This is a genomic window from Pseudomonas sp. KT_2_4, assembly GCF_041410225.1.
GTDB classification, from domain to species: Bacteria; Pseudomonadota; Gammaproteobacteria; order Pseudomonadales; family Pseudomonadaceae; genus Aquipseudomonas; species Aquipseudomonas paracarnis.
In genome coordinates, this window is sequence record NZ_CP166962.1 from 3,746,866 (window position 1) to 3,772,701 (window position 25,836).

A 25,836-nucleotide genomic window follows, 5' to 3' on the forward strand; every position below is an offset into this window, starting at 1 on the left:
CTGTGATCAGCCTTCGATCTCAATCAGGATTTCGCCAGGATTCACCCGGTCGCCCTTGGCCACATGTACAGCGCTCACCTTGCCGGCAATCGCTGCCTGCACTTCGGTTTCCATCTTCATGGCTTCGGTAATCAGCACGGCCTGGCCGGCCTTGACCACGTCGCCGACCTTGACCAGCACATCGACGATATTGCCCGGCATCGCCGTGCTGACATGGCCCGGTTCGGTGGCATGCTTGCGCTTGCTGCCGCCGCTGCTGACAAACTCGTTGAGCGGTTCGAACACCACTTCTTCCGGCATGCCGTCGATGGACAGGTAGAAGTGACGCTTGCCTTCGGCCTTCACGCCGACACCGGTGATATCCACGCGGTAGCTTTCGCCGTGCACGTCGATAACGAATTCGGTCGGTACGCCTTCGCCGCCAGCACGGGCCACGCCGCCCGCTTCAGGGATCGGCAACAGCACTTCAGGAGCCAAGGTGCCGGCGTCGCGCTCTTCGAGGAACTTGCGCCCGATGTCCGGGAACATGGCGTAGGTCAGCACGTCTTCTTCGGACTTGGCCAATGCGCCGATTTCACCGCGCAGCTTGGTCATTTCCGGCTTGAGCAAATCCGCCGGGCGCACGTCGATCACGTCTTCGCTGCCGATGGCCTGGCGACGCAGTTTTTCGTTCACCGTGCCCGGCGCCTTGCCGTAACCGCCTTGCAGATAGAGCTTCACTTCGTTGGTGATGGTCTTGTAGCGCTCACCGGCCAGCACGTTGAAGAACGCCTGGGTACCGACGATCTGCGAGGTCGGCGTTACCAGCGGCGGGAAGCCAAGGTCTTCACGCACTCGTGGAATCTCGGCCAACACTTCACTCATGCGGTTAAGAGCGCCCTGCTCTTTGAGCTGGTTGGCCAGGTTGGAGATCATCCCGCCCGGCACCTGGTTGACTTGCACACGGGTGTCGACGGCGGTGAATTCGCTCTCGAACTGGTGGTACTTCTTGCGCACGGCGTAGAAGTACAGGCCGATCTCTTGCAGCAGTTCCAGGTCGAGGCCGGTGTCGAACTCGCTGCCTTTAAGGGCCGCTACCATCGACTCGGTGCCCGGATGGCTGGTGCCCCAGGCAAAGCTGGAGATGGCCGTGTCGATATGGTCGGCACCGTTTTCGATGGCCTTGAGTTGGCACATCGCGGCCAGACCGGCGGTGTCGTGGGAGTGGATGAAGATCGGCAGATTCTGCTCGGCTTTGAGTGCCTTGACCAGTTCGCCAGTGGCGTAGGGCGTGAGCAGGCCGGCCATGTCCTTGATCGCGATGGAGTCGCAGCCCATGGCTTCCAATTGCTTGGCCTGGGCCACGAACGCTTCCACGGTGTGCACTGGGCTGGTGGTGTAGGCGATGGTGCCTTGTGCATGTTTGCCAGCGGCCTTGACCGCTTCAATGGCCACGCGCAGGTTACGCACATCGTTCATCGCATCGAAAATGCGGAACACGTCGATACCGTTGACCGCCGCCTTGGCCACGAAGGCCTTGACCACGTCGTCGCTGTAATGGCGGTAGCCCAGCAGGTTCTGGCCGCGCAGCAGCATTTGCAGGCGCGTGTTGGGCAGTGCGGCGCGCAGTTGGCGCAGGCGCTCCCACGGGTCTTCCTTGAGGAAGCGCACACAGGCGTCGAAGGTTGCGCCGCCCCAGACTTCCAGGGACCAGTAGCCGACTTTGTCGAGCTTGTCGCAGATCGGCAGCATGTCGTCGGTGCGCATGCGGGTGGCCAGCAACGATTGGTGGGCGTCGCGCAGGATGGTGTCGGTTACGAAGATCTTCTTGCTCATTGTTATATTCCTCACAGGCCTGCGTGGGCGGCGATGGCGGCGGCGATGGCCAGGGCCAGCTCTTCGGGTTTGCGCTTGATCGAGTAGTTGGTCAGCTCAGGGTGGCTTTCCACAAAGCTTGTATTGAACTGGCCGCTACGGAATTCCGGGTTGCGCAAGATTTCCTGGTAGTAGGCGGCGGTCGTCTTCACGCCTTGCAGGCGCATGTCGTCCAGGGCACGCAGGCCGCGGTCCATGGCTTCTTCCCAGGTCAACGCCCACACCACCAGTTTCAGGCACATGGAGTCGTAGAACGGCGGGATGGTGTAACCGGTGTAGATCGCCGTGTCAGTCCGCACGCCGGGACCGCCGGGGGCGTAGTAACGGGTGATCTTGCCGAAGCTTGGGAGGAAGTTGTTCTTCGGGTCTTCGGCGTTGATACGAAACTGCAACGCGAAACCCCGGTGCTGGATGTCTTCCTGCTTGACCGACAACGGCAGGCCGGAGGCGATGCGGATTTGCTCGCGAACGATATCGATGCCGGTGATTTCTTCGGTGATGGTGTGTTCCACCTGCACCCGCGTGTTCATCTCCATGAAGTACACCTCGCCCTCGGCGAGCAGGAACTCCACGGTACCGGCGTTCTCGTAGCCCACAGCCTTGGCCGCGCGCACCGACAGGTCGCCGATGTAGGCGCGCTGTTCGGGGGTCAGCTGTGGGCTGGGGGCAATTTCGATCAGCTTCTGGTTGCGACGCTGGATCGAGCAATCACGCTCGAACAGGTGCACCACGTTGCCAAAGCTGTCACCGAGGATCTGCGCCTCGATGTGCTTGGGATTGACGATGCATTTTTCCAGGAACACTTCCGCCGAACCGAAGGCCTTGGTGGCTTCGGAAATCACGCGGGGGAAGGCTTGCTCGAGTTCTTCGCGACTGTTGCAACGACGAATGCCCCGGCCGCCACCACCGGAGGTGGCCTTGAGCATCACCGGGTAACCGATACGGTCGCCTTCGGTGAGGGCTTCATGGATGTCGGCAACGTTGCCTTCGGTGCCCGGCGTGACTGGCACACCGGCCTTGATCATGCTGCGGCGCGCTTCGGTCTTGTCGCCCATGCGGCGAATCACTTCTGCCGACGGGCCGATGAACTTGATGCCGCGCTCGGCACAGATATCTGCCAATTCGGCGTTTTCCGACAGGAAGCCGTAGCCGGGGTGTAGCGCATCGCAGCCGGTTTCCACCGCAAGGTTCACCAGCTTGCGCGGGTTCAGGTAACCGGCCAGTGGCTCGGCACCGATGCTGTGGGCTTCGTCGGCACGCTTGACGTGCAACGCGTGGCGGTCGGCGTCCGAATAAACCGCGACCGAGCGAATGCCCATCTCGGCGCAGGCACGCACGATTCGTACGGCAATTTCACCACGGTTGGCGATCAGGATCTTTTTTATCACTTGGAAATTCCCTTGAGCCGATTGCTGCGTTCTTCGACCCGCTTGAGGCGGGTCGGCGCGTGACCAAATGTTTCATGACAGTCGCGAGACACACACTATGCGCACAGGAGAATTAACAAAAATCAATAATTATTGGGTTGTGTATAAGTAAAGACTTATAGTTGGCCGGACGACCGGAGAGCTAAGGGCTTATAAAATGCGTAAGTCATTGATGCGTATGACATTGCGTCAACTGCAGATCTTCAATGAAGTGTGTGATTTGCGTTCCTACAGCCGTGCCGCCGAGGAAATGTCACTCACCCAACCGGCGGTCAGCCTGCAAATTCGCCAGCTGGAAGAACTGGTCGGCCAGCCGCTGTTCGACTATGTCGGCAAAAAACTCTACATGACCGAGGCCGCCGAAGCCTTGCAACGGGCCAGCCGCGATATTTTCGGGCGCTTGGAAAACCTCGATATGCAGCTGTCGGACATGCAGGGTTCACTGCAAGGCCAACTGAAACTGGCGGTGGAGTCCAGCGCCAAGTATTTCGTGCCGCACCTGTTCGCCGCCTTCAAGCGCCAGCATCCGGAAGTGCAATTGCAGCTCACGGTGGTCAACCGTGCCCAAGTAATCCGCCGGCTCTCGGACAACCGTGATGACCTGGTGATCATGTCCATGGTGCCCCAGGACATGGGCCTGGAGTTCCTGCCGTTTCTCAACAACCCGATTGTGGCCGTGGCATTGCCGGATCATCCCTTGAGCCTGCAAGGGCCGCTGCGCCTGCAAGACCTGGAGCCTTATACCCTGCTCATCCGCGAACCGGGCTCTGGCACGCGGCTGGCCTGCGAAGAATACTTCAAGGAAAAACGCGTGCACTTCACCCAAACGGTAGAAGTGGCCTCGGCGGAGGCGCAGCGTGAGTGTGTGGCGGCAGGGTTGGGCGTGGCCCTGCTGACGCGCCACGCCTTGAACCTGGAGCTGGCCACCGGCGGGCTCAAGGAGCTGCCGGTGGAAGAACTGCCGCTGTACCGCAGTTGGTGCCTGGTGCAGGCCAAGGCTAAACGCCTGTCACCGGTGGCCCATGCGTTCCTGGGCTTTATTCGCAGCGAACGGGTGCAGATCAGCGCGTTGGCTGAGCGTTTCGCTGGGCAGCCACGGGTGCCTGCCAATGCAGTTCCGGGTAGTCACTGATGCTCTGGAGCAACTGGCGCTCCTCGCAACGATCTTCGATGGCGCGACGGAACGCCATGCGGCGCTGGTCTTCCTGCTGACGACGGGTCTTGACGGTGCTGTTGCTGTCTTCGTAGGGCCGGGTCATTTGGAGTCTCCCAATGCGAGTACGGGGAGTACAGGATGGGCGCGAGGGATGACGGTTTGGCGGCGCGGGGGTTACAGGATGATGAATCTTGCGAAGCTGGCGCAAATCCATGTGGGAGCTGGCTTGCCTGCGATGGCGGTGTATCAGGCAATGAAGAGGGTAACTGGCAGACCGCTATCGCAGGCAAGCCAGCTCCCACAGACCCTCAGTCGTCGAGGGCTTTGACGGATTTTGGCGAGAGGCGAAGGCTGCGCAAACTGCGCTTCACGCTCTTGAGGTGGTTGACCAGGCTCGGGCCACGGGCCATGGCCACGCCCATTGCCAACACGTCGATGACCACCAGGTGGGCAATGCGCGAGGTCAGCGGCGTGTAGATTTCGGTGTCTTCATGCACGTCGATCGCCAGGTTCACCGTGGAGAGCTCCGCCAATGGCGTCTGGCTTGGGCACAGGGTGATCAGCGAAGCGCCGCTTTCACGCACCAGGTTGGCGGTGATCAGCAGGTCCTTGGAGCGACCTGACTGGGAGATACAGATGGCCACGTCAGTGGGCTTTAAGGTCACCGCCGACATCGCCTGCATGTGCGGGTCGCTGTAGGCCGCGGCGGTCAGCAGCAGGCGGAAGAACTTGTGCTGGGCATCGGCCGCCACCGCGCCGGACGCACCGAAGCCGTAGAACTCGACGCGCTGGGCCTGGGACATCGCGGTCACGGCCTTTTGCAGCTCCACCGGGTCGAGCTTCTCGCGCACTTCCATCAAGGTGTGCAAGGTGGTGTCAAAGATTTTCAGGCTGTAGTCGGCGACGGAGTCGTCTTCATGGATTGCAAACTGGCCGAAGCTCGCACCAGCAGCCAGGCTTTGCGCCAGCTTGAGTTTCAGATCCTGAAACCCGGAGCACCCAATGGCGCGACAGAAGCGCACGATGGTCGGCTCACTGATGCCCACGCTGTGGGCCAGGTCGGCCATGGAACTGTGCATCACGGCCGCAGGGTCAAGCAGCACATGATCGGCAACCTTGAGTTCCGATTTGCGTAACAGGTGGCGCGACTGGGCGATATGTTGCAACAGGTTCAAAGGGCAGGACTCTTGTTATTGGCAGGCGCCAGGGATGTAGCAAGCTTGTAGTTATACTACAAGAATTGTCGTTTTGCCCGTGTGATGCATCACTAAATCGCCCTACTCCCCCCTGATTCAGCGGGCAGGCGCTATGTAGCCATAAAGGCGGCCTACGCTGCGCTAAGAAAAATCTGCATTTTTACGTAACAAATCTGCCAGCCCCTCGGCCCGCATGGGCGGGCTGATCAGGTAACCCTGTACCTCGTCACACTGCTCGCCGCGCAGGAAATCCAGCTGCTGCTGATCCTCCACGCCTTCGGCCACTACCTTGAGCGCCAACCCGTGAGCCATGGCGATGATCGCACGGGTGATCGCCGCATCTTCGCGTCCCTGACCAAGCCCGCGAATAAAGGCCTGGTCGATCTTTACGTAGTCCACCGGGATACGTTTGAGGTAGCTGAGGGATGAGTAACCGGTGCCAAAGTCGTCGATGGCCAGCTTCACCCCCAGGTCACGCAGTTGCTGGAAGGTGGCGATGATGTGTTCAACGCTGTCGAGCAACTGGCTTTCGGTCAGTTCCAGCTCCAGGTATTGCGGGTCCAGTGCGGTTTCTTCCAGCACTTGGCGTACCAGGCTGACCAGCTTGCCCTGGCGCAACTGATGCACCGACAAGTTGACCGACACGCGAATCGGCGCCAGCCCCTGACGCTGCCATTCGCAGGCCTGCCAGCAGGCCTGGCGCAGCACAAATTCACCCAACGGCACGATCAAGCCGGTTTCTTCCGCCAAACCGATAAAGTCGCTCGGCGGCACCATGCCCCACTGCGGATGCTCCCAGCGGACCAACGCCTCGGCAGCCTTCAGCTTGCCCGTGGCCAGGCACAGCTTGGGTTGGTAAAACACCGTGAGCTGACGCTCGTCGATGGCTTTGCGCAGGTGGTTTTCCAGCTGCAAACGCTCCAGGGTGCTGGCTTGCAGGCTGTCGGTGAAGAACTGGAAATTATTCCCGCCCAAATGCTTGGCGTGCTGCATCGCCATATTCGCCTGGCTGACCAGTGCAGAAATTTCCCGTGCGTTATCCGGCAACAGGCTGACGCCCATCGAGGCGCTGACCACCAGTTCATGCCCCTCCACATTCACCGGCACGCGCAATTTCGCCAGCAGCCGGGTCGCCACCCGCGCCAGGCTCGATAGGTTGCCATAGGCGTCAAACAACACGGCGAATTCATCACCGGACAGGCGCGCAATGGTGTCGGCCTCCGGCAGCGCGTTGATCAAGCGCCGCGCCATTTTCTGCAGCAGTTGGTCGGCCACTTCATGGCCCAGGCTGTCATTGAGCAATTTGAAGCGGTCGAGGTTGATATGCAGCAGCGCAAGGCTGCGACCGCCTTGGCGCACGCGCTGGTGAGCCTCGCGCAGCCGTTCGCGAAACAGCGAACGGTTGGCCAGGCCCGTCAACTCGTCGTAGTGGGTGAGGTAGCGCATGCGCTCCTCCGACTCGCGCCGGGCGGACAGATCGGCGAAGAAGCCTACGATATGACTGACGTTTCCCCGCACATCGCGCACCACGTTCAGTTGTAGCCACTGCGGGTACAGTTCGCCGTTCTTGCGCGTCTCCACCAATTCGCCCTGCCAGGTGCCATGGCTGAGCAATGCCTGGCGGATCAGCGGGAAGTGGCGCCGCGCATCGCGACTGCAGGGCAGTTCCACGACGTTGCGGCCAAGCATGTCGTCGATGTCAAAGCCGGTGACGCGGCTGAACGCCTGGTTCACGGCGATCAGCGCGTAGTTCGGGTCGAGGATCACAATGCCTTCGCTGGCCGCCTCGAACACCGTCGAAGCCAGGCGTTGCTGCTCTTCTACGGCCTTGCTGGCACTGATATCGCGACGCGTGCCCAGCATACGGATGACGCGGCCACTGGGCGTGCGCTCCACGGCGCGCCCGCGGTCTTCGATCCACACCCAATGCCCATCGCCATGACGTATCCGGTATTCCACCTGATAGTCCTCGCTGCGACCCTTGAGGTGCTCTACCAGCGCGTGCTTGAGCAGTGGCAGATCGTCGGGGTGCAAGCGCGGTTTGAGGTGGCTGAGCATCGCCGTGACGTATTCGGGCTCCAGGCCAAACAACTCCTTGAGTTGCGTGTGGTGGACCTCGTCGGTTTGCAGGTTCCAGTCCCACAGGCCCAGTTCACTGGCTTGCAGGGCCATGGCCAGGCGCGCTTCGCTTTTACTCAAGGCGAGGCTGGCAGCATCCAATTGCTGGCTGCGTTGCGCCACACGGTCTTGCAAGCCGACTTGGGCTTCACGCAAGTTCTGCTCCACCTCGCGGCGCTGCTCGACTTCGCGCACCAGGTCTTGGTTCAACTGCTCACTGCGTTGCTGCGCCTGCTGTAAATGCTCGATCAGGGCCTGGTTCTGGAAACGGCGCAACAACCCGCGCTGGATCAGGCGGTTGACCTGCCACGCCACCAGGCTCAGGGACGCCAGCAGGATCAGCCCGAGCACGCCCCAGCCTTGTTGCTGCGGTGTGCCATTCCAGAACAGGTAGACGATGGCCGGCACCAGGCACGGCAAGGCAAACGACAGGTAGGCCCAAAAGCTCACGGCATAGGCAACGCTGGCCGACAAGGTGGCGGCGCCGATCAGGCCAAACACCCAGGCTTGATGCATGAAACTGTCCGTGGGCACCAGGGCAATGGCCGCAGCCGAGAGGGTCAGGCCACTGACCGCCGAGCCGAGCATGAACATACGGCGCCACACGGGCTGGGCCTGCCGGCTGGGCATGGCCGCGTCAAAGGCCGCTACTTGAATCACGCGCATCGCCACCAGGGCCAGCAGCCAGAGCAGCCAGACGCTGTCCAGCAGGTATTGATTGGGGTTCCACAGCAACCAGGCGCAGACCAGCCCGTTGACCAGCATCAGCAGCGTCGGCAGCAACGAGCCCTGATAGAGCAGGCGCGTGCGCTCAACCGCGATTTGGGTTGCATAGTGTTTACGGATGACCTGTGCTGGGGCCGGCGAGGGGCCAAACAGGTCGGTGCTAAGGGTCATAGGCGGTGTTCTTATAATGGTGAGCCCGAAACGTCGACGGAGCATACACAAGCAAGCGCCTGGGCCAAACTGCTACAAGTCATAAAAAACCTGCTGCGATTGGCCGCAAACCTTTGGTCCAGACCGCTTGAGCAAGACACGGCACGGGTTGCGGCCGATGACCAACCGGTCATCACCCCCGTCAGAATGTTCGCCGCGTCGCTAGCCTGCAGGTGTTTTGCATCGACCATCCGGCATTGGGATTTGCCCAGGCCCCCCAAGGCCCATAGAATGCGTCGATGCGCGATGATCTCTCTCTTTTGCTGAACTCCCTCAACGATGCCCAACGCCAGGCCGTAGCGGCCCCCGTTGGCCGTCAGTTGGTCCTGGCCGGTGCTGGCTCCGGTAAAACCCGAGTGCTGGTGCACCGTATCGCCTGGTTGATCCAGGTCGAAAACGCGTCCCCGCATTCCATCCTGTCGGTGACCTTCACCAACAAGGCCGCTGCCGAGATGCGTCATCGCATCGAGCAGTTGATGGGCATCAGCCCGGCCGGCATGTGGGTAGGCACTTTCCACGGCCTGGCGCACCGCCTGTTGCGGGCGCATTGGCAGGAAGCGGGGCTGAGCCAGACCTTCCAGATTCTCGACAGCGACGACCAGCAACGCCTGGTCAAGCGCGTGATCCGCGAACTGGGCCTGGACGAACAACGCTGGCCGGCGCGTCAGGCGCAGTGGTTTATCAACGGCCAGAAAGACGAGGGCCTGCGCCCGCAACATAACCAGGCCAGCGGCGACCTGTTCCTGGCCACCATGCGCAGCATTTATGAGGCCTATGAAGCGGCCTGCGTGCGCGCCGGCGTCATCGACTTCTCCGAACTGCTGCTGCGTGCCCTCGACCTGTGGCGCGACAACCCCGGTTTGCTGGCCCATTACCAGAAACGCTTCCGCCATATCCTGGTGGACGAGTTCCAGGACACCAACGCCGTGCAGTACGCCTGGTTGCGCCTGCTGGCCAAGGGCGGCGACAGCCTGATGGTGGTGGGCGATGACGACCAGTCGATCTACGGCTGGCGCGGCGCGAAAATCGAGAACATCTACCAGTATTCCGAAGACTTCCCGGACGCGGTGACCATCCGCCTGGAGCAGAATTACCGCTCCACCGCCGGGATCCTCAAGGCGGCCAACGCCTTGATCGCCAACAACACCGGGCGCCTGGGCAAAGAGTTGTGGACCGACGGCGGGGAAGGCGAAGCGATCAACCTGTACGCGGCGTTCAATGAGCACGATGAAGCGCGCTATGTGGTGGAAACCATCGAAAGCGCACTGAAAACCGGCCTGGCCCGTAGCGATATCGCGATTCTGTACCGTTCCAACGCCCAATCGCGGGTGCTGGAAGAAGCGTTGCTGCGCGAGCGCATCCCCTACCGCATCTATGGCGGCCAGCGCTTCTTCGAACGTGCCGAAATCAAGAACGCCATGGCCTACCTGCGTTTGCTTGAGGGCCGTGGTAACGATGCGGCGCTGGAGCGGGTGATCAATATCCCGGCGCGTGGCATTGGCGAGAAAACCGTTGAAGCGATCCGCGACCATGCGCGCCATGCCGATGTGTCGATGTGGGAAGCCATGCGCTTGCTGATCGCCAACAAAGGCCTGACTGGCCGTGCTGCCGGGGCGTTGGGGGTGTTTGTCGAGCTGATCGAGAACCTGGCCGCCAAGTGCGCAGAGATGCCACTGCACCTGATGACTCAGACCGTGATCGAGCAGTCCGGGCTGATCGCCTATCACGAAGCGGAAAAAGGCGAGAAAGGCCAGGCCCGGGTAGAAAACCTTGAGGAACTGGTCAGCGCCGCCCGCGCGTTCGAAAACACCGAGGACGACGAAGAGCTGACGCCGCTCGCCGCCTTCCTGGGCCACGCCTCGCTGGAAGCCGGCGATACCCAGGCCGACGAGCATGAAGACAGCATCCAGCTGATGACCTTGCACAGCGCCAAAGGCCTGGAATTCCCTTACGTGTTCCTGGTGGGCATGGAGGAAGGCCTGTTCCCTCACAAGATGAGCCTGGAAGAACCCGGCCGCCTTGAAGAAGAACGCCGCCTGGCCTACGTGGGCATTACCCGGGCGATGCAGAACCTGGTGATGACCTACGCCGAGACCCGACGCCTGTACGGTAGCGAAACCTACAATAAGGTGTCGCGCTTCGTACGTGAGGTGCCCAAGGGGCTGATCCAGGAAGTGCGCTTGTCCAACAGCGTCAGCCGCCCGTTCGGCGGTGGCCAGCAACAGAACTCCAGCAGCATGTTTGCCGGTTCCGAAATACCGGAAACCCCGTTCAGCCTGGGCCAGCAGGTCAAGCATGCGATCTTCGGCGAAGGCGTGATCCTCAACTTCGAAGGCGCCGGCGCCCAGGCCCGGGTGCAGGTGAACTTCGCCGAGGGCAGCAAGTGGCTGATGATGGGTTACGCCAAGCTCGAAGCGGTCTGAGCTGGCCACAATAAGCCCACCATCATGAAACACTGCGTAACATGAAGATTATTGGCCCACCCTTGTTTTAGAGGCGTGCGGGCCAATATCTGTAATTAGTCCTACAGACCCTTCGGATTTGATCTTACGCAAAAGCCCGAAACATTATGCCGCTAGCCACTGCCACGACACCTGTGCAACATGGCGCGCGTGCAATCCACAAATGGGAATTCCCTATATGAAACGTTTTCTTAGCATCGCCATGGCGTTGTGCATCGGCCTGACGATGAGCCTCGACGCCAACGCCAAACGCTTCGGTGGCGGCAAAAGCTCGGGCGCGGCACCGACTCACCAGACCAGCCAAATGGCTCCATCCGCCGGTGCGGGCGGTGCTGCGGCTACTGCAGGCGCAGCCGGTGCCGCTGGCGCTGCTGCCAAGGCCGGCGGTGCTTCGCGCTGGCTGGGCCCACTGGCCGGCATCGCCGCCGGTGGCCTGCTCGCGTCCATGTTCATGGGCGACGGCTTCCAGGGCATGCAGATCTTCGACATCCTGATCATGGGCGTCATCGCCTTTTTGGTCTTCCGCTTTATCGCCGCCCGTCGCCGCAAGCAGCAGGAGCACCTGGCTCCAGCCGGCGCGCCGATGCAGCGTGAAGCGTTCGAACAGAAGCCTGCCATGGGTTCGATCTTCGGTGGTTCGGCAGCCCCTGCCGCCCGTCCGGTGATCAACGCACCGGCCTGGTTCAACGAAGAGCGTTTCGTCGAAGCGGCCCGCAGCCACTTCCAGTCCCTGCAGCAGCACTGGGATGCCAACGAAATGGACAAGATCTCCGAGTTCGTGACCCCGCAACTGCTGGAGTTCCTCAAGCGCGAACGTGCCGAGATCGGTGACGCCTTCCAGTCGACCTACATCGACGACCTGCGCGTACAGCTCGATGGCGTGGACGATCGTGCCGACAAGACCATCGCCACCCTGACCTTCAGCGGTGTGTCGAAGTCCTCGCGTTTCGACCAGGGCGAAGTGTTCAGCGAAAGCTGGAACATGGAACGCGCCCAGGGCGACGACCAGCCATGGCTGGTCGCCGGTATCCGCCAGAACGGCTAATACCTGCGCGTTTGAGCAAGCGGTAACAAAAACCCCGGACATGTCCGGGGTTTTCTATTTCACGGTTGCACTTATAGCGAGCTACTGTATAAAACGCCCCTATAAACCGCGCCATCTAGCAAGAGGATCCCGGCCGTGGAAGAAATCATCGAACAACTGCGTGAAGCCAACGAACCGGTCCCGGTTCCTTTGGAGCTACCTGACGAAGACCTGCTGGTGGAAATCGAGGAACAACTGTTCATCGACATCCCCTTTGTCTTCCGTGAATTCTTGCTGACCGTCAGCGACGTAGTCTATGGCAGCCTGGAGCCAGTGACCGTCACCGACCCGCAGTCCCACACTTACCTGCCGGACGTCGCGGCCAACGCCTGGGATGCCGGTGTTGATCGCAGCCTGATCCCTATCTGCCAGGACGGCGACGACTACTACTGCGTCGAAGAAGACGGCACCGTGGTGTTGTGGTCCGCCGAAGAAGAATTGGTCACCGAAGAAACCTGGGAATCGGTGTGGCACTGGGCACGGGACGTCTGGCTGGAAAGCTGATACTTGATAGCTTTTGTGGCGAGGGAGCTTGCTCCCGCTGGGCTGCAAAGCAGCCCCCGCCAACGCCAGTCAGTGTTCCGTATCCTTGTGGTTGTCCAGCGTCTCCAGCAACGCAACCTGCATCCGCGTATGCACACGGATAAACCAGCGCCAGAGCACTGCAGCCACCGCCGCCGTGACCACGGCAATCAACACCAGCAACTTGTTGGTCGGCAGAATACTGGCCGACAAGGCTGCCAATAGCAGGAAGATCACCAGCAGCGACAAGAGGGGGATCAGCTCCGCAATCACCCTTCGCACACGCTGGGTATGACGCCCGGCCATCTCTGGCTTCACGCTCATCTCCGCCAGCAGCATCGACAGCGCCTTGAGCTTGCGATACGCCGCAATCAGAAACGGCAACGACACTAGCAGCGCCCCGCCCCAGATCAACGCCTTCTGCCAGCTTTGATCGCTGACCCAGCCTTCCAGATACCCACCGATGCGCCCTGCGAAAAAGCTGCCGGCAAAGAAGATTGCGATCACCAATGCCAGGTTTACCCCGACTTGCAGGATGATCTTGCGGATCATCGCGGCCAACATCGCCCCCTCGCCCTGGGGCTGAATGCTGCGCAACCATTCTCCATACATGCCGAACACTCGGCTCATTCGCGTGGGCATCAGTGCGGCGATCTTCAATGATAGCGGGTCGGCCCCGCGAATCAGGTAGGGCGTCAGCAGTGTGGTGATCGCCGAAACGGCCACCGCCACGGGATACAGAAAGTCGCTGGTGACCTGCAGGGTCATCCCCAGCGCCGCGATGATGAAAGAAAACTCGCCAATTTGTGACAGCCCCATACCAACCCGCAGCGAGGTGCGACCATCGTTGCCGGCGATAAACGCGCCCAGCCCGCACGACAGCATCTTGCCCAGCACCACGGCCACGGTGATCACCGCAATGGGCCAGGCGTATTGCAGCAGAATCTGCGGGTCGATCATCAAGCCAATCGCCACGAAGAAAATTGCGCTGAACATGTCGCGAACGGGCTCGATCAGACCCTCGATCTTAATCAACTGGCGGGATTCAGCCATGATTGCGCCGATCAAAAAGGCTCCGAGCACCATGCTGTATTCCAACTTCACCACCAACAGGCAGAAACCGAAGCACAGCCCCAATACAGTGATCAGCAGCATCTCGTTGCTTTCAAACTTGGCCACATAAGCCAGCAGGCGCGGCACCAGCAAAATACCAATCACCAGGGCGACAACCATGAACAGCGAGAGCTTGCCGACCGTGGAGAACACCTCGCCGGAGCTGACCGTGCCACTCACCGCAATGCTCGACAGCAACGCAATGATGCCGATACCCAGGATGTCCTCCACAATCAGCACACCGAAAATCAGCTGGGCGAACCGCTGGTCTTTCATCTTCAGGTCGTTGAGGGCCTTGACGATAATGGTGGTCGAGGAGATTGCCAGGATCGCGCCGAGGAACAGCGAGTCCATAGTGCTCCAGTCGAACCAGCGGCCGATCTCGTAGCCGATCCAGATCATCAACACGATTTCCAGGAACGCCGCGATAAACGCCGTCGCTCCTACCTTGAATAGCTTGCGCAGGCTGAATTCCAGGCCCAGGCAGAACATCAGGAAGATGACCCCCAGCTCCGCCAGGGTCTTGATCGTGTCTTCATCGTGGATCAGGCCAAACGGCGGGGTGTGGGGGCCGATAATGAAGCCGGCAACGATGTAGCCCAGCACCACCGGCTGCTTGAAGCGGTGAAACAGGATAGTGACCACCCCTGCCACCAGCATGATCACGGCCAAGTCCTGGATAAAGCTGATGGCGTGCATGACGAGGGGCTCCTTGAGGGTGCCGGCGCTTTTCCCACTTCCGGCCGCGCCTTTGAAGGGTCGGAAAAGTCTGCCTTGATCGTAAGAAAAGCCCTGAGAAGGGCTTTTGAAGGGTAACACCGCGACTTCTGCTGGAAAGCCGGTGCAATATATGGAAACAGATCGCTGCGCGCGTGACGGCAAGCCGCCTGACGGCGTCCCGTTAGGGATGGCGCCGCAAAGATTTTGAGTACCCGCAGAGGTGCCTCCCCCCAACCAATGCCTACAACCCGTGAGTGTGCTATGGAACCCGGAAACGCCCAGCTGTCGATGACGGTACTGATGACCCCTGACATGGCCAACTTCTCTGGCAATGTGCACGGCGGCACGCTGCTCAAGTACCTCGACGAAGTGGCCTACGCCTGCGCCAGCCGTTATGCCGGTCGTTATGTGGTCACGCTGTCGGTGGACCAGGTGATTTTTCGCGAGCCGATTCATGTCGGTGAGCTGGTGACCTTCCTCGCGTCAGTCAACTACACCGGCAATACGTCGATGGAAGTGGGCATCAAGGTGGTGACCGAGAACATCCGCGAACGCTCGGTGCGCCATACCAACAGCTGCTTCTTCACCATGGTGGCCGTGGACGACCAGCGCAAACCTGCCGCCGTACCGCCCTTGCAGCCGCAGAACAGCGAGGACAAGCGCCGCTTTGTGCAGGCTCAGCAACGTCGGCAGATTCGCCAGGAACTGGAAAAGCGCTACCGGGAAATCAAAGCCGACGCGCCGTAAACTCCAAGCGGCGAATCAACTCAAAAAAATGTGGGAGCGGGCTTGCCCGCGATAGCAGTGGTTCAGTCGACATCGCTTTGACTGAGATACCGCCATCGCGGGCAAGCCCGCTCCCACATTGGGTTTTGTGTGCTTACAGGCTGATCGGTGTGGCTTCGAAGCGCACACGAGGGTGGGCAATACGGTCCTGGGCCCGCACCAGTTCCAGTTCATAACTGGCGCAGGCCTGGGTTTCCAGCAGCACTTCATGCACGGCCGCAGCGGTGAACTCAAAAGCGGCCACCAGGCTATCCCCCAACAGTACCCGCGCCAGGAACAGCCCGGACGTCAGGTCGCCCACGCCCACTGGCTGACGCGGAAACGCCAGCAGGGGCCGACGCAAGTGCCAACTGCCGTCGGCCGTCACCAACAGCATTTCAAACCCTTCTGGCAGTTTGCCTGGGTAATCCAGGTGCTTGACCAACACAGCCTTGGGCCCGCGCGCCAGCAAGGCCTTGGCCATCGCCAGGCAATCGAACAGCGATTGCGGCTTGCGCCCGGCAAAACTGTCCAGCTCCAGTTGGTTGGGGCACAGGAAGTCCGCCATGGCGGCAGCCTCATCCAAGAGGAAATCGCTGACCTCCTGCGGCACGATGCAACCCTTTTCCGGGTGGCCCATCACCGGGTCGCACAGGTACAGCGCCTTGGGGTTGATCGCCTTGATGCGCGCCACACCGCTGAGGATGGCACGGCCCTGGTCTGCACTGCCCAGGTATCCGGACAGCACCGCATCACAGTTGCCCAGCTCGCCAATCGTGGCAATGCCCTCTACCAGCGCAGGAATTTGCTGCGGCGCCAACACTTCGCCCGCCCACTGTCCATACTGTGTGTGGTTGGAGAACTGCACCGTGTTGAGCGGCCAGACATTCACCCCGACCCGCTGCATGGGGAACACGGCGGCGCTGTTTCCGGCGTGGCCGAAGACCACATGAGACTGGATCGCAAGCAGGTGAGGTGTACGTTTCATGCGGGAGATTTCCGTAAAACCGTTGAATTTCTGGCCGAGCAGTATGCGACTAAACGCAGCCTGTACGACAGACCGGCGACACAGTTAAGCTGCGCTCACTTTGTTGGAGTTCATGGAATGCTGACCCTGGGAAACATCTTCGTCTTGATGCTGCTGGCCACCGGCGCCGCCTGGGTTTGGCACAACCACGGCTTGCGTGAACGGGCGTTGGCGCGGGTCAAGCAGCATTGCGCCAAGCTCGATATCGAGCTGCTCGACGGTGCCGTGGCGCTCAAACGCATCGGTTTCGTCAAGGATGCCAATGGCCGCCGACGCCTGGCGCGCATCTATAATTTCGAGTTTACGGTGACCGGCGAAACCCGGCACGCCGGGGTCATCACCCAATTCGGCGCCCACAGCGCGCAGATCGAACTGGCGCCCTACCCGTTCGAAACCAAGGAGCCGCTGCCCAGCGCCGAGATCATCGAATTGAGCCAGTGGCGCCAGGACCACGCCAGCAAGAAACATCAGTAACGGCAGGCTGCCAGGGCGCTTTGCAATGCGGCCACGTCCTGTGGTGCGCTGAAGATCAACTCAACACGTGAATCGCGCCGCCAAGCGCTGGGTTGCCAGTGCAGTGGGCTGTTATCCACAGCGTTGGCGGACACCCAGCCGTCAATGCTGTGGATAACCAATTTGGCCCGGCACCAGCCCAAACTCGATAGCCACTGATGCAGACGGCTAACATCGAATCGCTGGCTTGGGTGCCAGCGCCAGCCGATACTCCAGCCGCCATCCTGGCTCTGGCTCAAACAGATCGGCAGCCCAGGGTCGCTCCAGATCGCCGGCATTTGCCCCACTGCTTCAGGCACCGCAAAGTTATCCACAGCGCTTTGGGCCTGTGCTTTCAAACCGGGCAACCGGTCGAGTGGCAATTGCGCCTGGCGTGTCCAATGGCGCGGGCAATCGGGTAATTGCGCTTCGATCGCCTGACGTTGCGTGGCAGTCAGCGTCTCGTCCTTGTTCAGCACCAGCAGGCCGGCACTGGTCAACGCCTCCTGCTGTGCCTGGGGCAACGGCCTGCCCGCCGCCAACGCCTGGGCATCGAGTACCAGCACACAAGGCTGCACGGCCAGCACGTTTTGCCATGGCGCCTGCCGCAGTTGCTTGAGCAATTGCGCCGGATGGCCCAGGCCTGAGGGTTCAATAAACAGCCGGTCCGGCTTAGCCTTACGCAACAAGCGGCCCAGCCCTACCTGGAACGGTGCGCCGTTCACACAACACAAACAGCCGCCTGCCACCTCGCCCAGGGCGATACCGTCATCGTCTTGGGTGAGTAAGGCTGCATCCAGGCCGATCTGACCGAACTCGTTGATCAGCACCGCCCAGCGCTCGTTGGCCGGGCGCTGGGCAAGCAGGTGCTTGATCAGGCTGGTCTTGCCGGCGCCCAAGGGCCCGGCAATCACATGGGTAGGAATGTTCTGCAGCATATGAGGCATGGTTCAGGCCGTTTAGAGCGTTTGATCCTACGCGGTTATGCCAGCCAATCCAGCGTCAGGATCAACCGTCGCTCATCGGCCTTGAGCGCCGGCGAACGATGGATCAGGCCGTGCCCTTCATTGCCGTGCCATTTGGTGCCTTTGAGCAGCGCCACTTCACCGCAGTGGATCTGCTCGATGCGCTCAGTGGGCTCGGCATCCGCCTGGCCCAATGTGCGCCGGTCCATGACGCCTTCACGCAACCATTGGCTACCGATACCGGCGTAGGTGGTGATCAGCCGAACCGGCACGTGATCGACGTGAAAGCGCGGGCACATGGCCTTGTCCAACAGCCGTAAACGCACGCCGATGCGCTTGGCGCCCAGCAGGCAAGCGAATGCACTGACCAGCCACGACACATCGGCGATAAACCCATCGTAGCCTTCAAGATCGCGACAACTGGACGCCAAACCTTGCAAGTTCGGCACGCAGTCTTCGCTAACCAACTCGACCACCAAGGACTCGGCCAATGGTTCATTGAGCGCCACCAGCAAAGCGCCAAACTCAGCGATATGCAGGGGCAGTTGGCGCTGCCAGATGGCCAGGTTGACGCCGTCATTGAGGATATCGGACAGCGCCAGCGGCGTTTCCCCATGTGTCTGGCGGATGACGGGGCGCAGGGGAATGACCGGGGCCAGCATCAGGCGACCTGCTCATACCAAGGGCCAAACGGGTCGGGTAGCTGGCGCCAACCTTCGACACCCAGGGCCATTTCTTCATCGTTGAGCAAGCAGGCGTCCAACTCGGTACGCATCTGGACAAAATCGATGTTTTGCCCGATAAACACCAGTTCCTGACGGCAGTCACCCGTGCTCAACTGCCAGTTAGTCATGATCGCCGCCACGCTTTCTTCGTCCTGAGGCCACTGGCTTTTCGGCACAAACCGCCACCAACGCCCGGCAAACCCATGACGCATCAGCCCGCCCGCCTGGGACCAACTGCCCGCATCCTGATGTTTGCTCGCCAACCAGAAGAAACCCTTGGAGCGCAACAGCTTGCCGTTGACCCAGGGGCGGTCGATAAAGTCGAAAAACCGCTGTGGATGGAAAGGCCGGCGCGCACGGTAAGCCGTGGACGCTATGCCGTATTCTTCGGTTTCCGGCACATGCTCACCGCGCAATTCCTGCAACCAGCCCGGGGCCTGGGCGGCGCGTTCGAAGTCGAAACGGCCAGTGTTGAGGATCTTGTTCAGCGGCACTTCGCCCATGACCATCGGGATGATTTCCGCCTGGGCGTTGAGGCGCTCGAGGATGGCCATCAGTTCTTCGCGCTCGCGGCTGCTGATCAGGTCGATCTTGCTGATCAGGATGACGTCGGCGAATTCGATCTGTTCGATCAACAGGTCGGTGATGGAACGTTCATCCTCCTCACCGAGGGTTTCGCCCCGTGAAGCCAGGCTTTCTGCAGCCTGGTAGTCGAGCAGGAAATTCATACCGTCGACCACCGTGACCATGGTGTCCAGGCGTGCAATGTCGGCCAGGCTTTGCTCGTTTTCATCGCGAAACGTGAAGGTTTCGGCCACGGGCAAAGGTTCGGAAATACCGGTGGATTCGATCAGCAGGTAATCGAAACGACCTTCTTTGGCGAGTTTTCCAACCTCTTCAAGCAAGTCTTCACGCAAGGTGCAGCAAATGCAGCCATTGCTCATCTCCACCAGTTTTTCTTCCGAACGATTGAGCGTGACGTCGCGCTGTACCTCGCTGCCGTCGATGTTGATCTCACTCATGTCGTTGACGATCACCGCCACCCGCAGGTTGTCGCGGTTGCGTAGGACATAATTGAGCAACGTGCTTTTACCGGCGCCGAGAAAGCCGGACAACACGGTCACAGGGAGACGATTGGGCATCAGGTATTCCTCATCAAGGTTGGCCGGTCAAACTGCCCGTTTATGGCGTTCGCGCAGCTCTTCACGTTCTTTGGCTTCGATACACAAGGTGGCGGTGGGGCGCAGCAGCAGGCGTTGCAGGCCGATGGGTTCGCCGGTTTCACGGCACCAGCCGTATTCGCCACGGGCCAGCAATTCCAGGGCATCGTCGATCTTGTCCAACAGCTTCTTTTCGCGCTCGAGCAGGCGCAATTGCCATTGGCGTTGCTCTTCGGCACTGCCGATATCCGCCAGGTCGCTGTTGGTTTCCTGCTCGCGCAGTGCCTGGAACTCAGCATCGATACGGGCTTGCAGGTCATCACGCTGAGCCAGCAACAATTCGCGGAAGAAGCGCTGCTGGGCCTCATTCATGTAGTCGGCCGCTGGTTGGGCCAAAAGATCGTGTTCGGTCATGGGAAGGGGTTCGCGGGTCGGGCTGTACTTTTATGTTATAGTATAACAATACAAATAAGCCAATCCCTCTTGCTCGCCGCGACGAAGGGCGTAATGCTGGGTCACCTTCTTACGCTGAGAAACCCGATGAGATACCTGCTGTGCGCCCTGCTATTGGCAGCCGCCGGGCCTGCCTGCGCCCAGGCACCCAGCCTGTTGGCCAAGTGCACACGCAGCGCAAACCTGCTGGCGTGTGTAGACCCGTTGGGCAATGCCTATAGCGTGGCAACCGTCGGCAGTACCACCTACTTGCGCGGTTTCGAAGTGATCGGCAAACGCTATTGGGCGCAGACCAACAGCCGTTATGGGCAACTGACGTTTTTTACCGGGTTGGCATCGGATGGCGAGGCGTGGGTCGGCTACACGCGGCGCGTAGGCTGGACTACCATCAATCGGTTTTCCAGCTCTGGGGGCGCCAGCGCCAAGTTCACCTGCAGCCGAATGACCGGCTGTTAGGCCTGGCTGTTTTTCTGCGCCTGCACCCAGGCCATGTAGCTGTTCATGGGTGGGTTCTTCTGGAAGTAACGCTTGAGTCCTTCGAAAAGGCCATCCGCCACCGCCTGTTGATGGCGCGCCGTCACCAGCCGCTGGGCATCCCGAGGGTTGGAAATGAATCCCGTCTCCACCAGAATCGAAGGGACATCCGGTGACTTGAGCACGGCGAACCCAGCCTGCTCCACCCGTTTCTGATGCAGGCTGGTGATGTTTTGCAGGCTGCCCAATACCGAGCTGCCCAACTGCAGGCTGGAGGCGATGGTCGCGTTCATCGACATGTCGAGAATCACTCCGGCCAGCATCGGGTCCTTGTCCTTCAGATTGAGCAAGGTGGTGGCGCCCAGCAAGTCGGCGCCATTTTCGCGCTGGGCCATGAAACGCGCTGTGGCCGAGGTGGCGCCGCCTTCAGACAACGCATACACCGAGGCGCCCGACGCGGTCAGCCGTGGCGCGGCGTCGGCATGTACCGAAATAAACATATCGGCGTTGTGCTGACGGGCAATGTCCACGCGCTTGCGCAGCGGCACGAAGAAGTCGTCGTTGCGCACCAGTTTCACGTCAAAACCCTTTTCGCGTTTCAAGCGTTTAGCCAGTAACTGGGCGATGGACAGCACCACATCTTTTTCGCGCTGGCCCTTGGAGCCGATGGCGCCGGGGTCTTTGCCGCCATGGCCGGGGTCGACCACCACGATGATGTCGCGCTTGGGATGCGCCTTGTCTACCGGCGCCACCAAGGGTGCTGGCTCAGCGGCGAGTTGACGGGGCGCACGGGTCGCGTTGGTCAAGTCCAGCACCAGGCGATGGCCTTGTCCCTCCTGCGGCGGCAACACGAAACTGTTGAGCTGCATGGGCTCGACCAGGTCCAGCACGATGCGCGTGTCGCTCTGGCCGAAATGCCCGGAACGGATCGAGGTAATCCCACTGTTCTTCAACGCCAATTGGGAAAAGTCGCCGCTGAGCCCGGCGCCACTCAAGTCGATGATCAATCGGTCAGGTGAGGTTAGGGAAAAGGTCTTGTATTGCACCGGGCCGCTGAGGTCGAACACCAGGCGCAGCTTGTCGTCTGAGCGCCACAGGCGTGCATTGCGAATCTGCGTGGCGTGAGCCCCCAAAGGCAAGGCAAACAAGGGGCTGACCAGCAGCAGGTTGAGGAGCTGACGTCGGTGCATGGCATATACCGCAGATAAAGGAGCATCCCTACTCGACGTGACTGAACAAAGGCAGGTGCAGAAAATTCATCGTGACTCGTATTGTTATACTATAACATGTCGAATTATTTCCAACGATGGACTTGCTTATGAATGCGCTGACTCTGCCGGATATCGCCGCGCAGGCTTCACGCCAAGCCTTGCCACTCGACTGGGTGGGGATGCGCGGCATCGCCTTGCCAATCCTGATTGACGGTCAACACCTGACCGCCACCGCTGATGCGGGCGTAAGCCTGGACGACGGCACGGCCCGTGGCATTCATATGTCACGCCTGTACCTGGCTCTGGAAATGCTCGATCAACAGCCGCTGACATCTGCACTGCTGCGTAATGTACTGCAGCGTTTTCTCGACACACATGAAGGTTTATCTAAGAACGCTTACCTACGCATCCACACCCAGCTGCTGCTTAAACGCCCTGCCCTGGTCAGCCCATTAGCCGGCTGGAAAACCTACCCCGTGAGCATCGAAGCGCGCCTGGAAAACCAGATGTTCCACGTGGAACTAAAAATTGACGTTACTTATTCGTCAACCTGCCCTTGCTCCGCCGCCCTCGCCAGGCAGCTGATTCAGCAGCAATTTGTGGATGATTTCGCCAATACGCCGTTACAGCATGAAGCGGTGCTGGCCTGGCTCGGCAGTGCCAACGGCATCGTCGCCACACCCCATAGCCAACGCAGCAGCGCGCAGTTGCACGTTCAGTTGCAAGGTACTGACCTGCCGATAGTCGGCTTGATCAACGCTGCCGAAGCCGCGCTCGGCACCGCCGTACAAACCGCGGTGAAACGCGCAGACGAACAAGCCTTCGCCCTGGCCAACGGGCAGAACCTGATGTTCTGCGAAGACGCCGCTCGCCGCCTGAACCTCGCCTTGAAACGCTCGGATGCCATCAAAGCCTTCCACCTCCAAGTGATCCACGCCGAAAGCCTGCACGCGCACGATGCCGTGGCTGAAAGCCGCTGGACGAGAGACTTTGCATGATCACCTGTAACTCTTTGCGCTGGGGTGCCCCCGGGCAACCGCTCACCCCGGCACTGGATTTGACCCTGGAAAAAGGCAGCCTCACCGGCATCATCGGCGCCAATGGCACAGGCAAAAGCAGCCTGCTCAAGGTCATTGCCGGCCTGCAAAAACCGCTGGCGGGAAAGGTCATTGTGGATGTTCCACGCCGTGGCGGCCTGGCCTTCTTGCCCCAGCAGCAACACTTGGACCGCCAGTTCCCCATCAGCCTGCAAGAGCTGGTCGCTGCCGGTTTCTGGGGCATCCAACACACCCCGCAACAACGCAGCCAACGCCTGCAAGCGGTACTTGAAGACTGGTGCCTGACTGGCTTGGAACACCGACCGTTGATGGCATTGTCCGGAGGCGAATTGCAGCGCGCCCTGCTGGCACGCATGAGCCTGGCCGACGCACCCGTCCTGCTGCTCGACGAACCTCACGCAGCCCTCGATGAGGACGGTCAGGCGCTGTGCTGGAAACACATCCACGCTTGGCACAACGAAGGCCGCACCCTGGTGATCGTCTGCCATGACCTGGCCTCCGTGCGTCACCACACCCAGCACGTACTGCAGATCAAAAACACCGGCTGCGTATTCGGCCCCAGCAAAGAGCTGATCCGCCCGCAACCGCAGATGCAGGTGGCCTGAATGCACTTCACTGCCCACTTATGGATGCCGTTTCATGAGTTCGTCTTTATGCGCCGCGCACTCCTCGGCGGTTTGGTACTGGCTTGCAGCACCGCGCCGCTAGGAGTGTTTCTGATCCTGCGGCGCATGAGCCTGATCGGTGATGCGGTGGCCCACGGCATCCTGCCCGGCGCCGCCCTGGGTTTCTGGTTCGCCGGGCTGAGCCTGCCCGCGCTGACCCTCGGTGGCCTGGGTGCAGGCCTGAGCATGGCCGGCCTGGCCGCGTGGATCACCCGCCGCACCGGGCTGCGCGAAGACGCCAGCCTCGCCGCCATCTACCCCATCTCTTTGGCCGCGGGGGTGCTGATCCTGGGCCTTGCCGGCAAGCGTCTGGACCTGCTGCACCTGCTGTTCGGCTCCGCCCTGGCCGTGGATCAAACCACCCTGACCGGCATGCTCTGGGTCTCGGGTTTCAGCCTGATCGCCATGGCGCTGATCTACAAACCGCTGCTGCTGGACACCCTCGACCCGCTGTTCCTGCAAACCGTCAGCCGCCTCGGCCCCCTCGCCCATGGCGTGTTCCTGACCCTGGTGGTGCTGAACCTGGTGATTGGTTTCCAGGCCATCGGTGCGCTGATGGTGGTCGGCTTGATGATGTTGCCGGCCATCGCCTCACGCTTCTGGAGCCGACGCCTGCCGGTGCTGATTGCGGTATCGGCGCTGCTGGGCTGCCTGTCGGTGTGGTTGGGTCTGCTGCTGTCGTTCTACTACTCACTGCCCAGCGGCCCGGCCATCGTGCTGGTGGCGGGCGCTGGGTATTTGTTGTCCGTGGTGTTCGGTCCGGTGCACGGTTTGTTGCGCCGCCCGCCTTTGCTCACATCCCAATGAGGTGTTCCGATGCGCGCTCTACTCGTGCTGTTCAGTCTGCTGCTGCCGCTTTCGATGGCCCACGCCGCCGACAAACTCCAAGTAGTCACCAGCTTCAGTATTCTCAATGACATCACCCACCAGATCGGTGGCGAGCATATCCAGATCAGCAACATGGTCGGCCCGGACGCCGACGCCCATACCTATGAACCCACGCCGGATGACGCCAAGGCATTGCTCAAGGCCAAGGTCATCATCAAGAACGGCCTGGGTTTCGAGCCGTGGCTGGACCGCCTGGTTACCAGCACCGAAACCAAGGCAACGGTGGTCACCGCCAGCAAAGGCGTGATTTCCCACACCATGGACGAGGATGGCGAAACCATTCCCGACCCGCACGCCTGGCACAACCTGGCCAACGCCGAGATCTATGTGAGCAACATCACCAAGGCCCTGGTGGCCGCCGACCCCGCCAACAAGACCGCCTACCTGCGCAACAGCCAGGCCTACCTCAAACAAATCCATAGCCTGCTGGAAGAGGCCAAGGCCAAGTTCGGCGCCCTGCCACCGGGTAACCGCCGCATCGTCACTTCCCATGACGCCTTCGGCTACCTGGGCCAGGCCTATGGCATCCAGTTCCTCGCGCCCCAGGGCTTGTCCACTGAACGTGACCCTTCGGCCGCTGAAGTTGCCGCACTGATCACCCAGATTCGCAAGGACAAGGTCAAAGCCGTGTTCATGGAAAACATCAAAGACTCGCGCCTGCTCAAGCAGATCGCTGACGAAAGCGGCGCACAGATCGGCGGCACGCTGTACTCCGACGCCCTCGCCGCAGAAGGCCCGGCCAGCACCTTTATCGGGCTGTTCGAATACAACCTCAACACCCTGTGCGCCGCACTGAGCCAGCCATGATCCGCAAAAATCCTTCCGGCGACCTGCCGGTGATTGCCGAATCGGCCTACGTCGACAAGACCGCGATCATCTGCGGCAAAGTCATCATCGGCGAGAACGTGTTCGTCGGCCCTTACGCCGTGATCCGCGCCGACGAAGTGGATGCCAGCGGCGCCATGGACCCGATCACCATCGGCGCCAACTCCAACATCCAGGACGGCGTGGTCATCCACTCCAAATCCGGCGCAGCGGTGACCATCGGTGAATTCACCTCCATCGCCCACCGTTCCATCGTCCACGGCCCCTGCACGGTGGGCGACCGCGTGTTTATTGGCTTCAACAGTGTGCTGTTCAATTGCGCCGTGGGCGATGGGTGCGTGGTGCGCCACAACTCGGTGGTCGACGGCCGCGACCTGCCCGCCGCTTTCTACGTGCCCTCCACCACGCGTATCGGCCCCAACACCGACTTGTCGCAATTCCCGCCGGTGAGTGTCAGCGCTTCGGAGTTTTCCGAAGACGTGGCACGCACCAACGTCGACCTGGTGCGCGGCTACAAAGCCCTGCAAAACGAGTTCTGAA

General features: G+C 60.8%; 24 protein-coding genes. 12 read left to right on the forward strand and 12 right to left on the reverse strand.

The genetic code is table 11. The annotated features are described in order from the left end of the window. Positions 1 to 6 precede the first annotated feature (6 nt). Both oadA and AB9N64_RS17375 read right to left on the reverse strand, forming a co-directional pair. Positions 7 to 1,815 (reverse strand): sodium-extruding oxaloacetate decarboxylase subunit alpha, encoded by a 1,809-nt coding sequence (oadA, locus tag AB9N64_RS17370; protein ID WP_003195730.1) that lies wholly within the window; start codon positions 1,813 to 1,815, stop codon positions 7 to 9. A gap of 11 nt (positions 1,816 to 1,826) precedes the next feature. Further along, positions 1,827 to 3,242: an acetyl-CoA carboxylase biotin carboxylase subunit gene (locus tag AB9N64_RS17375; protein WP_003195732.1), complete on the reverse strand. Its 1,416-nt coding sequence runs from the start codon at positions 3,240 to 3,242 to the stop codon at positions 1,827 to 1,829. 196 nt (positions 3,243 to 3,438) lie between these two features. On the opposite strand from AB9N64_RS17375, the gene AB9N64_RS17380 reads away from it, so the two are divergent. Continuing rightward, entirely contained in the window at positions 3,439 to 4,413 is a 975-nt protein-coding gene (locus tag AB9N64_RS17380; RefSeq protein ID WP_014720552.1) for a LysR family transcriptional regulator, read from the forward strand. On the opposite strand, the gene AB9N64_RS17385 is transcribed toward AB9N64_RS17380, so the two are convergent. The 3 genes from AB9N64_RS17385 to AB9N64_RS17395 form a co-directional block, all read right to left on the reverse strand. Beyond that, positions 4,343 to 4,540: a PA3496 family putative envelope integrity protein gene (locus AB9N64_RS17385; protein ID WP_020302818.1), complete on the reverse strand. Its 198-nt coding sequence runs from the start codon at positions 4,538 to 4,540 to the stop codon at positions 4,343 to 4,345. The genes AB9N64_RS17380 and AB9N64_RS17385 overlap by 71 nt on opposite strands. 205 nt (positions 4,541 to 4,745) lie before the next feature. Then, positions 4,746 to 5,612, reverse strand: coding sequence for a transcriptional regulator HexR (hexR, locus tag AB9N64_RS17390; protein WP_003177007.1), 867 nt, complete (start codon positions 5,610 to 5,612; stop codon positions 4,746 to 4,748). Between the two features lie 162 nt (positions 5,613 to 5,774). Further along, positions 5,775 to 8,648, reverse strand: a complete 2,874-nt coding sequence (locus tag AB9N64_RS17395; protein ID WP_371359558.1) for an EAL domain-containing protein — start codon at positions 8,646 to 8,648, stop codon at positions 5,775 to 5,777. A gap of 278 nt (positions 8,649 to 8,926) precedes the next feature. Between AB9N64_RS17395 and uvrD the strand changes: the two genes are divergently transcribed. From uvrD to AB9N64_RS17410, 3 genes are all read left to right on the forward strand, one after another. Further along, complete coding sequence (uvrD, locus tag AB9N64_RS17400) at positions 8,927 to 11,110, forward strand: DNA helicase II (RefSeq protein ID WP_371359559.1); 2,184 nt, start codon at positions 8,927 to 8,929, stop codon at positions 11,108 to 11,110. Positions 11,111 to 11,327: 217 nt separating this feature from the next. Next, complete coding sequence (locus AB9N64_RS17405; protein WP_003195740.1) at positions 11,328 to 12,194, forward strand: Tim44 domain-containing protein; 867 nt, start codon at positions 11,328 to 11,330, stop codon at positions 12,192 to 12,194. Between the two features lie 135 nt (positions 12,195 to 12,329). Beyond that, positions 12,330 to 12,737 (forward strand): SMI1/KNR4 family protein, encoded by a 408-nt coding sequence (locus AB9N64_RS17410; RefSeq protein WP_014720555.1) that lies wholly within the window; start codon positions 12,330 to 12,332, stop codon positions 12,735 to 12,737. Positions 12,738 to 12,806: 69 nt separating this feature from the next. On the opposite strand, the gene AB9N64_RS17415 is transcribed toward AB9N64_RS17410, so the two are convergent. Next, complete coding sequence (locus AB9N64_RS17415; protein ID WP_072435278.1) at positions 12,807 to 14,567, reverse strand: cation:proton antiporter; 1,761 nt, start codon at positions 14,565 to 14,567, stop codon at positions 12,807 to 12,809. Between the two features lie 282 nt (positions 14,568 to 14,849). Here AB9N64_RS17415 and AB9N64_RS17420 point away from each other — a divergent pair, with 282 nt between their 5' ends. Continuing rightward, complete coding sequence (locus AB9N64_RS17420; protein ID WP_003195747.1) at positions 14,850 to 15,335, forward strand: acyl-CoA thioesterase; 486 nt, start codon at positions 14,850 to 14,852, stop codon at positions 15,333 to 15,335. Positions 15,336 to 15,468: 133 nt separating this feature from the next. Here AB9N64_RS17420 and pdxY read toward each other — a convergent pair whose 3' ends face one another. Then, positions 15,469 to 16,341 (reverse strand): pyridoxal kinase PdxY, encoded by an 873-nt coding sequence (gene pdxY, locus AB9N64_RS17425; protein WP_371359560.1) that lies wholly within the window; start codon positions 16,339 to 16,341, stop codon positions 15,469 to 15,471. A 117-nt stretch (positions 16,342 to 16,458) separates the two neighbouring features. On the opposite strand from pdxY, the gene AB9N64_RS17430 reads away from it, so the two are divergent. After that, positions 16,459 to 16,854 (forward strand): DUF3301 domain-containing protein, encoded by a 396-nt coding sequence (locus AB9N64_RS17430; RefSeq protein ID WP_003195752.1) that lies wholly within the window; start codon positions 16,459 to 16,461, stop codon positions 16,852 to 16,854. On the opposite strand, the gene AB9N64_RS17435 is transcribed toward AB9N64_RS17430, so the two are convergent. Genes AB9N64_RS17435 through dksA form a run of 4 tightly spaced genes read right to left on the reverse strand, consistent with a single transcriptional unit; the run spans position 16,848 to position 20,136 of the window. After that, positions 16,848 to 17,810 carry a GTP-binding protein gene (locus AB9N64_RS17435; protein ID WP_014720558.1) on the reverse strand — a complete coding sequence of 321 codons (963 nt, stop codon included), beginning with the start codon at positions 17,808 to 17,810 and terminating at the stop codon, positions 16,848 to 16,850. The two genes, AB9N64_RS17430 and AB9N64_RS17435, sit on opposite strands and share 7 nt — an antisense overlap. A 44-nt stretch (positions 17,811 to 17,854) precedes the next feature. Next, positions 17,855 to 18,499, reverse strand: coding sequence for a DUF1826 domain-containing protein (locus AB9N64_RS17440; RefSeq protein WP_371359561.1), 645 nt, complete (start codon positions 18,497 to 18,499; stop codon positions 17,855 to 17,857). Next, complete coding sequence (gene zigA, locus AB9N64_RS17445) at positions 18,499 to 19,704, reverse strand: zinc metallochaperone GTPase ZigA (RefSeq protein ID WP_019818158.1); 1,206 nt, start codon at positions 19,702 to 19,704, stop codon at positions 18,499 to 18,501. The genes AB9N64_RS17440 and zigA overlap by 1 nt, the downstream gene beginning before the upstream one ends. Before the next feature lie 27 nt (positions 19,705 to 19,731). Next, the gene (dksA, locus tag AB9N64_RS17450) at positions 19,732 to 20,136 is read right to left on the reverse strand and encodes an RNA polymerase-binding protein DksA (RefSeq protein ID WP_003195761.1); all 405 of its coding nucleotides are present in this window, start codon (positions 20,134 to 20,136) and stop codon (positions 19,732 to 19,734) included. Positions 20,137 to 20,262: 126 nt separating this feature from the next. On the opposite strand from dksA, the gene AB9N64_RS17455 reads away from it, so the two are divergent. Beyond that, positions 20,263 to 20,631: a hypothetical protein gene (locus AB9N64_RS17455; protein ID WP_019818159.1), complete on the forward strand. Its 369-nt coding sequence runs from the start codon at positions 20,263 to 20,265 to the stop codon at positions 20,629 to 20,631. On the opposite strand, the gene AB9N64_RS17460 is transcribed toward AB9N64_RS17455, so the two are convergent. Further along, complete coding sequence (locus tag AB9N64_RS17460) at positions 20,628 to 21,839, reverse strand: N-acetylmuramoyl-L-alanine amidase (RefSeq protein WP_275968238.1); 1,212 nt, start codon at positions 21,837 to 21,839, stop codon at positions 20,628 to 20,630. The genes AB9N64_RS17455 and AB9N64_RS17460 overlap by 4 nt on opposite strands. Positions 21,840 to 21,967: 128 nt before the next feature. On the opposite strand from AB9N64_RS17460, the gene folE2 reads away from it, so the two are divergent. Genes folE2 through AB9N64_RS17485 form a run of 5 tightly spaced genes read left to right on the forward strand, consistent with a single transcriptional unit; the run spans position 21,968 to position 25,835 of the window. Beyond that, on the forward strand, positions 21,968 to 22,858 hold the full coding sequence (gene folE2, locus AB9N64_RS17465; RefSeq protein WP_014720563.1) for a GTP cyclohydrolase FolE2: 891 nt from the start codon (positions 21,968 to 21,970) through the stop codon (positions 22,856 to 22,858). Then, complete coding sequence (locus AB9N64_RS17470) at positions 22,855 to 23,523, forward strand: metal ABC transporter ATP-binding protein (RefSeq protein ID WP_014720564.1); 669 nt, start codon at positions 22,855 to 22,857, stop codon at positions 23,521 to 23,523. The genes folE2 and AB9N64_RS17470 overlap by 4 nt, the downstream gene beginning before the upstream one ends. Beyond that, positions 23,524 to 24,390: a metal ABC transporter permease gene (locus AB9N64_RS17475; protein WP_073452701.1), complete on the forward strand. Its 867-nt coding sequence runs from the start codon at positions 23,524 to 23,526 to the stop codon at positions 24,388 to 24,390. Between the two features lie 9 nt (positions 24,391 to 24,399). Then, on the forward strand, positions 24,400 to 25,278 hold the full coding sequence (locus AB9N64_RS17480) for a metal ABC transporter substrate-binding protein (protein WP_038452035.1): 879 nt from the start codon (positions 24,400 to 24,402) through the stop codon (positions 25,276 to 25,278). Then, the gene (locus tag AB9N64_RS17485) at positions 25,275 to 25,835 is read left to right on the forward strand and encodes a DapH/DapD/GlmU-related protein (protein WP_005792581.1); all 561 of its coding nucleotides are present in this window, start codon (positions 25,275 to 25,277) and stop codon (positions 25,833 to 25,835) included. Before AB9N64_RS17480 ends, AB9N64_RS17485 begins: the two co-directional genes overlap by 4 nt. The last annotated feature ends 1 nt before the right edge of the window (position 25,836 follow it).

Coding starts and splice junctions, on each gene's coding strand:
- AB9N64_RS17420 (WP_003195747.1), top strand. CDS start 14,850: ATGGAACCCGGAAACGCCCAGCTGTCGATGACGGTACTGATGACCCCT.
- AB9N64_RS17475 (WP_073452701.1), top strand. CDS start 23,524: ATGCACTTCACTGCCCACTTATGGATGCCGTTTCATGAGTTCGTCTTT.
- AB9N64_RS17455 (WP_019818159.1), top strand. CDS start 20,263: ATGAGATACCTGCTGTGCGCCCTGCTATTGGCAGCCGCCGGGCCTGCC.
- AB9N64_RS17485 (WP_005792581.1), top strand. CDS start 25,275: ATGATCCGCAAAAATCCTTCCGGCGACCTGCCGGTGATTGCCGAATCG.
- AB9N64_RS17385 (WP_020302818.1), bottom strand. CDS start 4,540: ATGACCCGGCCCTACGAAGACAGCAACAGCACCGTCAAGACCCGTCGT.
- folE2 (WP_014720563.1), top strand. CDS start 21,968: ATGAATGCGCTGACTCTGCCGGATATCGCCGCGCAGGCTTCACGCCAA.
- zigA (WP_019818158.1), bottom strand. CDS start 19,704: ATGCCCAATCGTCTCCCTGTGACCGTGTTGTCCGGCTTTCTCGGCGCC.
- AB9N64_RS17480 (WP_038452035.1), top strand. CDS start 24,400: ATGCGCGCTCTACTCGTGCTGTTCAGTCTGCTGCTGCCGCTTTCGATG.
- AB9N64_RS17460 (WP_275968238.1), bottom strand. CDS start 21,839: ATGCACCGACGTCAGCTCCTCAACCTGCTGCTGGTCAGCCCCTTGTTT.
- oadA (WP_003195730.1), bottom strand. CDS start 1,815: ATGAGCAAGAAGATCTTCGTAACCGACACCATCCTGCGCGACGCCCAC.
- uvrD (WP_371359559.1), top strand. CDS start 8,927: ATGCGCGATGATCTCTCTCTTTTGCTGAACTCCCTCAACGATGCCCAA.
- AB9N64_RS17430 (WP_003195752.1), top strand. CDS start 16,459: ATGCTGACCCTGGGAAACATCTTCGTCTTGATGCTGCTGGCCACCGGC.
- AB9N64_RS17435 (WP_014720558.1), bottom strand. CDS start 17,810: ATGCTGCAGAACATTCCTACCCATGTGATTGCCGGGCCCTTGGGCGCC.
- AB9N64_RS17470 (WP_014720564.1), top strand. CDS start 22,855: ATGATCACCTGTAACTCTTTGCGCTGGGGTGCCCCCGGGCAACCGCTC.
- AB9N64_RS17440 (WP_371359561.1), bottom strand. CDS start 18,499: ATGCTGGCCCCGGTCATTCCCCTGCGCCCCGTCATCCGCCAGACACAT.
- AB9N64_RS17395 (WP_371359558.1), bottom strand. CDS start 8,648: ATGACCCTTAGCACCGACCTGTTTGGCCCCTCGCCGGCCCCAGCACAG.
- AB9N64_RS17415 (WP_072435278.1), bottom strand. CDS start 14,567: ATGCACGCCATCAGCTTTATCCAGGACTTGGCCGTGATCATGCTGGTG.
- AB9N64_RS17380 (WP_014720552.1), top strand. CDS start 3,439: ATGCGTAAGTCATTGATGCGTATGACATTGCGTCAACTGCAGATCTTC.
- dksA (WP_003195761.1), bottom strand. CDS start 20,136: ATGACCGAACACGATCTTTTGGCCCAACCAGCGGCCGACTACATGAAT.
- pdxY (WP_371359560.1), bottom strand. CDS start 16,341: ATGAAACGTACACCTCACCTGCTTGCGATCCAGTCTCATGTGGTCTTC.
- AB9N64_RS17405 (WP_003195740.1), top strand. CDS start 11,328: ATGAAACGTTTTCTTAGCATCGCCATGGCGTTGTGCATCGGCCTGACG.